Below are 6,777 nucleotides of genomic sequence, written 5' to 3'. Positions count from 1 at the left end.
AATTTTTTAAGGTAACGATATGATTAATAGCCCAAAGTTGAAATCTATAGCATTTACGACAACGAGACTTGAGGTTGCAAATGTTGACTCATATTTGGCGACAGGATTGCTGAAATCACAGTTATTCTCTGAAATTGTTAGCTTACTTTCTCCCTCGGTTGTTGAATCATTACCTCCATATTTTCATGATATTAATACTGAATCGGATGCTGAAATTTGGCTTATGAAAATGGTATCAGAAAGCCATTTATTTTCAGTTAAGCGTAAAGGTTTAGAACCAATTATTGGCTTCGTTTTCCTTTATGAATTAGATAATGCTACAGCTCATTTAGGTTATTTATTAGCTGAATCTAGTTGGCATCAAGGTTACGGTGGTGAGTTATTGTTTGGTTTGCTCAAAAGTTGCCGTGATAACCAATTAGTAGAAAAACTTATTGGTGGCGTAGATATTAGAAATGTAGTTTCGGCTAAGTTACTTGAGAAAGTTGGTTTTGTTGCCACTCAAGAGGGCGGCAATGGCGTCATTTTTTACGAATGTGTGTTGTCTTAACCACAAATTATAACAAATGCATCAACACGATTTGCTACATTCGGCATTCTAGATTTCTTTAGGTTTACCGTATTAAGTGGTAAATTTGAGCTTAATCTGCATGGTAGCAAACGTGTTATGCAGGCGTTAGATTTTTTTCTTTAGTTCTAATATGGAACTCATATTTTAAGTGGTTTATGAATATATTAATTTTTTTGGGAATATGCTTCATTTTCTTCGGAGTCGTTGGTTTTTTTACTAAATCTTCTTGGTGGAACTGGGTAGATGCTGTCTATTACCCTTTAGGTGCCCTAGGGGTTTGTTTGATTTTTATTCAAAGTACTAATGATCGTAAAATTATTGAGCTGTATGATTTACAAATAAAACAAAGGGCAGAAATAGCTGCAATCGAAAAGCAAAAACCAAAATTTAGTAAATTTGATAATGAGGACTCTCTGATAGCAACGCAGGGGAGTCATTTAGCACATATTTCTAATTATGCAGAGGCATGTGGAGATATAATAAAAACAACAGAATGTATAGCAGCTAAAGAAATATCATCAATTACAAAGCAATATGAAAATAAGTTTGTTCAATTTTCAGGTGCAGAACGTGTTCAAGCTGTATGTTCATCTGCAAAACCTATGATAGAACAATTAGGAAAGTCAGATGTTCTTGGGGTTACTTTGTACAATTCTCTGCTTCAGTATTTTACAGCTGGTATTGATAAAGGATTCTATCAATATGATTATGTTAATAGTTCAAAATATATAGAGGATTTCTCTGCTTTTGCATGGAATGAGTTTAAAAGTGTTGTTAATGTGAATGTTTTTTCAAAACGAGATGTAACACTATTATCAAATGAATTTAAAGAAACATTGTATTTTACAGATTCACTTTTGAGTTCATTGAATGTATGTCTGCGAGCTCCTAAATCAATCCGCAATGGAGAGTATTCTAACTGGTCTAAACATAGACTAGAGAAAGTCTCTGAATTAAGTGAGTTACAAGAGAGGGCTGAAAATATAGAAAAAGCTAAAAGTTTAAAAAATGACAATGTGACTAAATTACAGTTTCTATATTGGCCTTTTATTATCATATTAGCCTTGAGCATCAAGTTTGGTAAGGCTGTTAATAGCCTTGTACCTAAAAAAATCTAACAAATGCATCAACACGATTTGCTACATTAGGCATTCTAGATTTCTTTTTGTTTACCGTATTTAGTGGTAAATTTGGCTTAGTTTGCATGGTAGCAAACGTGTTATGCAGGCGTTATGCCGAATAATAAAAAATGGATGAGAGTTAGTGGCTAGAGATTACCCAAAAGAAATAAACAAAAAATATAACAATTTATACCAAGGTAAAGATCGTTGGGAACAGTTATCTCTTAGAGTTGACTATATACTCGAATCAATTGATGAAATTAGAAAAATCGAATCTTTCGATATCCAAGCTGAATTATTGAAGGGGAGTATTATTGGTATTGTGAGCTGTATTGAAGGTTATATGAGATTAGCAATCAGAGATATAATTAATTATAGCGAAGTATTCTCTCTACGAGCAGATCATTTAAAAATACCAAATAAAAAAATATTAGGTCAAAATGATAATTTGGTGAGTAAAGGGGATTTGATTTCACATACAATCTCAATAAATAATCTAAATTTATTAAATGATTACTTTTCAATATTATTGGATATTGATTTTTTGGAAACAATAAAGATATCTCCCGTATCTGACGATATTGACATTCCTGTTAATGAGTATAATTCGGACTTCTTTGCTGACATATCTCTTTTATTTGAATATCGTAATATGTTTGCTCATGAGTTAGCGAGTGACATATATGTTGATCTTGACGGTGTTGATTATCTTGTAAGTGTTGGTTTTTTATTCATTCATATAACAGAAGAAATAGTTGACTGTTGTTTATTTGAAACTGCATAAGCTGAAAGTAGGGCATAACAATCGCATCAACACGATTTATTACATTCGGCATTCTGAGTTTACCTTTAGTTTTGTGATTATGGCAGTAAAATTCAGGTTGGTTTGCATAGTAATAAACGTGTTATGCCAGCGTTATACCCTAAAAGGTCAATTGAGGAAGAATATCTATGCTAAATCTATTGAAAGTGGTTGTTATTACTAATCTATTAGCGGCTTTAATCGTATTCATTCTTTCCAAATATATAGCCTTTTTCAACTCAACAAGCTTGATGGATTTTCTATTCTTCATCGTGATTATTATCTGGGGAATAGCTAGATTAACTTGGGATGGAAATAGCCAAAGTCGTAATTGGGCGCAAGCCCCAGCTTCAAATAAAACAATGAAAATGGTTTCTAATCATGATTTTGAGTCTGATTTTCATGAACAAAAAAGGCTGAATTATCAGTTTGGTTTGGTTATGTTTATCTCAGGAATACCAGCATTCTTAGGCAGTATTTTATTATTGGTTACTTCCTAGTTTTGAGGGCGATTTTAGTACGGGTATAACAAAGCAATCAACACGATTTATTACATTCGGCGTTGTAGGTTTGTCTTTGGTTTTGGTGCTTAAGGCAGTAAAATTCAGCTAAGTCGTCGTAGTAATAAACGTGTTATTGCGGCGTTATGACTAGAAATAATTGGGTTATGCCTCATTTATGAATATAATAGATTAAGTTATTGAATAATATTAGAGTAGACAATGAAAAAACCTGAATTTTGTAATAAATTAATTGAAAAAAAGCTTGTTGATATGGGGGCTACAAATGCTTGCCATCGCTGTAGCGAGAATGAATTTGTTGTTCTTGATGAAATGACTCATTACCCACTTCAACCTGATATCTCTGGTAAGCTAAAATCTAAAGCTACATTACCTGTAGCTCTTGTTATCTGTACTAATTGCGGAGCTGTAACACCTCATGCTTTAGGTGCATTTGACTTAATTCCTAATGAAGAAGGCGATGAATAAGTGGAAGATACACAATTTAAACAAAAACCGTCTAAAAGTGTGTATTCTTCAAATAATCGAGAAGAAGAAAGTCGGTTTGTAAAGAATAAACGTACTAATGTTAAGTCAGATTTAATTGAGATTACAGAAGATAAACTAGAAAATATCTTATTGAAACATCTAGATAAAATGTCATTAAAAACGGCATGGATTGCCCCTGCATCGATCTTAGTTACGATAGCGACCGTAAAAACGACTGCAACCTTCAATGACTCGTTTGGTATTAAGGCTCCAGTGTGGGAAGCTTTAACTATTATGGTTGGTGCATTGTCCATTTACTGGTTATTGAAAGTATCAATAAAAGCTCTTGTTAATTATAAACATTTATCTATGAAGAGTTTATTAGGAAAAATTAAAGACAACCAAATTTAATATAAAGTCATAACAAATGCATCAACACGATTTGCTACACTCGGCGTTGTCAGTTTGCCTTTAGTTTCAGTGATTAAGGCGTTAAAATTCAGGTAAGTCTGTATCGTAGCAAACGTGTTATGCAGGCGTTATAATTTTTTAAGGTAACGATATGATTAATAGCTCAAAGTTGAAATCTATAGCATTTACGACAACGAGACTTGAGGTTGCAAATGTTGACTCTTGTTTGGTGTCAGGATTGATGAAACCACAGTTATTATCTGAAATTGTTAGCTTACTTTCTCCCTCGGTTGTTGAATCATTACCTCCATATTTTCATGATATTAATACTGAATTGGATGCTGAAGTTTGGCTTTTGAAAATGGTAGCAGAAAGCCATTTATTTTCAGTTAAGCGTAAAGGTTTAGAACCAATTATTGGCTTCGTTTTCCTTTATGAATCAGATAATGCTACAGCTCATTTAGGTTATTTATTAGCTGAATCTAGTTGGCATCAAGGTTACGGTAGTGAGTTATTGTTTGGTTTGCTTAAAAACTGTCGTGATAACCAATTAGTAGAAAAGATCATTGGTGGCGTAGATATTGGAAATGTAGTTTCGGCAAAGTTACTTGAGAAAGTTGGTTTTGTTGCAACTCAAGAGGGGGGTAATGGCGTCATTTTCTACGAATGTATGTTGTCTTAACCACAAATTATAACAATCGCATCAACACGATTTGCTACACTCGGCGTTGTCAGTTTGCCTTTGGTTTCAGTGATTAAGGTAGTAAAATTCAGCTAGGTCTGTATCGTAGCAAACGTGTTATGCAGGCGTTACATGCTAAAGTTGTCTCTTTTGAGATACGGTGCTATAGTTTAACCAGATTTGATAATTAGAGGTTGTTATGCCAGAGATAGATGCATTGCTTGGGCTTTCATTTTGTCTGTATTTTTTCGACAACAAGCAGCATAAATTGCCTCATATTCATGTCAAATATGGTAGCTATGAGCTAATCATAGCAATTGAAACAGGTGAGTGCTTAGAGGGTTATTTACCAAATAAGCAACGAAAACGAGCAGAAGCTCACATTGAAAGCAATCGAGTAAAATTGATGGAAATGTGGAAACAAGCAGTTGCTGGTATTAATCCGGGTAAATTATAGGTGACGTATGTTGAAAGTAATTGATGTTGATTTGGTAGCTGATTTTACACTTGAGCTTACTTTTAGTGACGGTTATACCGGTGAAGCAAACTTAACTGAGTATTTCCAAAAAGAAGCATTTAGCCATGTGGCTAATTTTCAAAAGTTTGCATTAACGGCTGACGGCTCTCTTGATTGGAGTGGTGTTGAATTATCAGCTGCAACGTTAAAAGAAATCACTATTGGTAGTTATACTGAATCTGATTTAACGCCTTTTGACGTTAAAGAAATGGAAATGGTAATCAAGCAGGCTTCATGGGATTCAATGCAAGAAGGTCGAGCTGACATTTTGCAAGCGGCCATTCGTTCTTATGTTGAACAATTTGGCCACAGTGTTGTAATTGAGCGTGCAGGAATTAAAAGTAGAACGAGTGCTTATCGTTCATTAAAACCTGAAACGACCCCAAGTTTTGGTACTTTGGTTCAATTAGGTCATGCAGTTATTGAATTGGCTAAAGATAGAGTATCTGCTCATTCTTTGAGTCGCATGTAACAATTGCATCAACACGATTTACTACACTCGGCATCTCAGGTTGTCGGGTGTTTCTCGTTTTAAGGCGTCAATTTTGAGTATAATAGCATAGTAGTAAACGTGTTATGCAGGCGTTATGCGCCAATTTGAAATTAAGAAGATTACGGTCTTATTTGGTCATGCTATTGTATCTGTCTATTGTTTTTGAAGGATATTTAAAATGATAAATCGTGCTGTATTAATGCTTAGTTATAAACAATCAGCCGTTGATTGGATAAATGAAGCAGATCCGTATAATTCACCGGAAGTTACATTGTCCTCAGTTAATGAAGAGAAGACTGTTTATTTAGTTGCTCATGAAATAACAGAAACGCCTAAAGAGCTCGAAGCTTGGGTTAAATTAAACTGTGAAGTGTTATTTGAAAATGAACTTTACGGTTGGTATGTCGATGAAACTTTGTGGCCTAAAAAACGTAATTGGACGTTGTTTAAAAAATGGTTCAGTTATGAATGTCATTCAGTAGTCGAAGATACAGTTGGGGCACCAATACTCGATTTAGGCGCATAACAAAGCCATCAACACGATGCTTATTACACTCGGCGTTTGTGGTTTAGAGTATAATTGATTTGGTAATTATATCGTTCAGCACGTGTTATGGCGGCGTTATGTGTTCCCAAGGGGTAAGTATGGATATCCAGTTTAAAAGAGCTTCTGAGCTAAAATATGCTGAGTCACTAACTCAATCCAATATGGCTAGTTATTATTTAACTCGTAATATCGTTTGGGACAGCAATCTGTTTATTAACAATTGGGCTATCTTGGATAACTTTGAAATATTCGTGGATAATCATCGAGTTGGTATTGTTCGTTTTAGTTATAACGAATCGACCACTTTTCTGCGAGATTTACAGCTAAGCCCAGAATTTCATGGTAAGGGTATCGGTGCGAAAAGTCTCGATATGATTATAAATCACGCTAGACAGCATCAATCAAAAAAGTTACTTCTTCGTGTATTCAGCGAAAACCCAGCAATTAAGTTATATAAAGAAAAAGGATTTACGCAAACCGTGGAAGTGAATGGGTTAATAGAAATGGAATTTACTTTAAGTTCAAACACATAACAAAGCAATCAACACGATTTATTACATTCGGCGTTGTAGGTTTGTCTTTGGTTTCGGTGTTTAAGGCGGTAAAATTCAATTAAGTCGTCGTAGTAATAAACGTGTTATTGC

The 6,777-nt window shown here is 34.3% G+C and carries 10 protein-coding genes and 1 pseudogene; all 11 read left to right on the top strand.

Features of this window, described 5'->3' with window-relative positions; translation table 11 throughout:
- Window positions 1–19: 19 nt before the first annotated feature.
- The 11 genes and pseudogenes from BTO23_RS15150 to BTO23_RS15100 all read left to right on the top strand — a co-directional run bounded on the left by BTO23_RS15150 (window position 20) and on the right by BTO23_RS15100 (window position 6,666).
- Window positions 20–550, top strand: coding sequence for a GNAT family N-acetyltransferase (locus tag BTO23_RS15150; protein ID WP_105063912.1), 531 nt, complete (start codon window positions 20–22; stop codon window positions 548–550).
- 176 nt (window positions 551–726) lie between these two features.
- Window positions 727–1,689 carry a hypothetical protein gene (locus BTO23_RS15145; protein ID WP_105063911.1) on the top strand — a complete coding sequence of 321 codons (963 nt, stop codon included), beginning with the start codon at window positions 727–729 and terminating at the stop codon, window positions 1,687–1,689.
- 145 nt (window positions 1,690–1,834) lie between these two features.
- Window positions 1,835–2,476, top strand: a complete 642-nt coding sequence (locus BTO23_RS15140) for a HEPN domain-containing protein (protein ID WP_105063910.1) — start codon at window positions 1,835–1,837, stop codon at window positions 2,474–2,476.
- 167 nt (window positions 2,477–2,643) lie between these two features.
- Complete coding sequence (locus BTO23_RS15135; RefSeq protein WP_105063909.1) at window positions 2,644–2,994, top strand: hypothetical protein; 351 nt, start codon at window positions 2,644–2,646, stop codon at window positions 2,992–2,994.
- 222 nt (window positions 2,995–3,216) lie between these two features.
- Window positions 3,217–3,483, top strand: coding sequence for a hypothetical protein (locus BTO23_RS15130; protein WP_105063908.1), 267 nt, complete (start codon window positions 3,217–3,219; stop codon window positions 3,481–3,483).
- Window positions 3,484–3,894, top strand: a complete 411-nt coding sequence (locus tag BTO23_RS15125; protein ID WP_105063907.1) for a hypothetical protein — start codon at window positions 3,484–3,486, stop codon at window positions 3,892–3,894. It begins immediately after the preceding gene.
- Between the two features lie 151 nt (window positions 3,895–4,045).
- On the top strand, window positions 4,046–4,576 hold the full coding sequence (locus tag BTO23_RS15120; RefSeq protein ID WP_105063906.1) for a GNAT family N-acetyltransferase: 531 nt from the start codon (window positions 4,046–4,048) through the stop codon (window positions 4,574–4,576).
- 199 nt (window positions 4,577–4,775) lie between these two features.
- A pseudogene (dhiT, locus tag BTO23_RS15115) lies at window positions 4,776–5,047 on the top strand (type II toxin-antitoxin system toxin DhiT).
- Window positions 5,041–5,565, top strand: coding sequence for a type II toxin-antitoxin system antitoxin DhiA (dhiA, locus tag BTO23_RS15110; RefSeq protein ID WP_105063904.1), 525 nt, complete (start codon window positions 5,041–5,043; stop codon window positions 5,563–5,565). The pseudogene dhiT and the gene dhiA overlap by 7 nt, the downstream one beginning before the upstream one ends.
- A 199-nt stretch (window positions 5,566–5,764) precedes the next feature.
- Complete coding sequence (locus BTO23_RS15105; RefSeq protein ID WP_105063903.1) at window positions 5,765–6,112, top strand: hypothetical protein; 348 nt, start codon at window positions 5,765–5,767, stop codon at window positions 6,110–6,112.
- A 119-nt stretch (window positions 6,113–6,231) separates the two neighbouring features.
- Window positions 6,232–6,666, top strand: a complete 435-nt coding sequence (locus BTO23_RS15100) for a GNAT family N-acetyltransferase (RefSeq protein WP_170066754.1) — start codon at window positions 6,232–6,234, stop codon at window positions 6,664–6,666.
- Window positions 6,667–6,777 lie beyond the last annotated feature (111 nt).

The organism is Aliivibrio sifiae, assembly GCF_002954715.1.
Lineage (GTDB): Bacteria > Pseudomonadota > Gammaproteobacteria > Enterobacterales > Vibrionaceae > Aliivibrio > Aliivibrio sifiae.
This window is presented reverse-complemented; position numbering and strand designations above follow the sequence as displayed.

What these genes read in the sequence shown, in the direction of transcription:
- BTO23_RS15150 (WP_105063912.1), top strand. Translation starts at nt 20, where the DNA reads ATGATTAATAGCCCAAAGTTGAAATCTATAGCATTTACGACAACGAGA.
- BTO23_RS15145 (WP_105063911.1), top strand. Translation starts at nt 727, where the DNA reads ATGAATATATTAATTTTTTTGGGAATATGCTTCATTTTCTTCGGAGTC.
- BTO23_RS15135 (WP_105063909.1), top strand. Translation starts at nt 2,644, where the DNA reads ATGCTAAATCTATTGAAAGTGGTTGTTATTACTAATCTATTAGCGGCT.
- BTO23_RS15130 (WP_105063908.1), top strand. Translation starts at nt 3,217, where the DNA reads ATGAAAAAACCTGAATTTTGTAATAAATTAATTGAAAAAAAGCTTGTT.
- BTO23_RS15120 (WP_105063906.1), top strand. Translation starts at nt 4,046, where the DNA reads ATGATTAATAGCTCAAAGTTGAAATCTATAGCATTTACGACAACGAGA.
- dhiA (WP_105063904.1), top strand. Translation starts at nt 5,041, where the DNA reads ATGTTGAAAGTAATTGATGTTGATTTGGTAGCTGATTTTACACTTGAG.
- BTO23_RS15105 (WP_105063903.1), top strand. Translation starts at nt 5,765, where the DNA reads ATGATAAATCGTGCTGTATTAATGCTTAGTTATAAACAATCAGCCGTT.
- BTO23_RS15100 (WP_170066754.1), top strand. Translation starts at nt 6,232, where the DNA reads ATGGATATCCAGTTTAAAAGAGCTTCTGAGCTAAAATATGCTGAGTCA.